Source organism: Vibrio sp. D173a, assembly GCF_030248475.1.
Map to the genome: position 1 here is coordinate 1 of NZ_JAHGAH010001134.1, position 783 is coordinate 783.

Annotated in this window: 2 protein-coding genes; one reads left to right on the forward strand and one right to left on the reverse strand. The window is 44.1% G+C overall.

What is annotated here, in order from left to right:
* Positions 1–359, reverse strand: a 359-nt coding sequence (locus tag KIV40_RS31795) for a POTRA domain-containing protein (RefSeq protein WP_285353312.1), incomplete at its 3' end; no start/stop codon positions are given.
* 168 nt (positions 360–527) lie between these two features.
* Between KIV40_RS31795 and KIV40_RS31800 the strand changes: the two genes are divergently transcribed.
* The coding region (locus KIV40_RS31800) for a peptide-methionine (S)-S-oxide reductase (RefSeq protein WP_285353313.1) at positions 528–783 on the forward strand (256 nt) is incomplete at its 3' end.

The following is a 783-nucleotide window of genomic DNA, read 5'->3' on the forward strand; positions in this document are numbered from 1 at the left end:
GCTAGAAAATCAGGATCATTTTCCGCTTCTCCGGAAATCACGATATCTGAGGCATAGATAACAACAGGCTCACCTGCCTCAACTGTCACCAGTAATTCACTGTCATCTTCAGAGGGGGTAAAGGTGATTTTAGGATGGTAATAGCCCAGCGCACTCACCGCTTCTCTGATCATGGATTCTAAACGGGATTGAAAACGTAGAGATATGGAATATTCTTCTTCCGGAATGGCACTCAGATAAGCACCCACGTTGTCTTCAAGCGCCCCATCTAGCCCCTCAATTTCAAGAGAGACATCAGCAAAGGCAAGGCTTGATGACAGCAAGGTGCCAATCAGAACTGGTAAAGTTATTCTTATCATGTTTAATTGGTGAGACGTTATCAATACGTTAAGAATCAAAAGGAAATCATACAGCTAATTCAATAGCACGTCTGTAATAATTCAAGCAATAAAACGGTCTAATTTAAAGAGTTAGTCGTATATTTAAGACGGTTAAAGCGTATAGATACTTCTAAAAGGAACACAGACATGCTTAACAAACAACAAATGGTTTCTGAAGCAACGGCTTTGCCCGGGAATCCATACCCAATCACAGTATCAGAACCACATTTCGTCAACCAGAGTGATCTGCTTGCACCACCCACTGCAGGGCAGCAAGAGATATTACTGGGGCTTGGATGCTTTTGGGGTGCTGAACGCTTGTTCTGGCAACTTGACGGCGTCGTTTCCACCTCTGTCGGGTATGCTGGCGGCTTCACTCACAATCCGACATACCAGCAGGTTT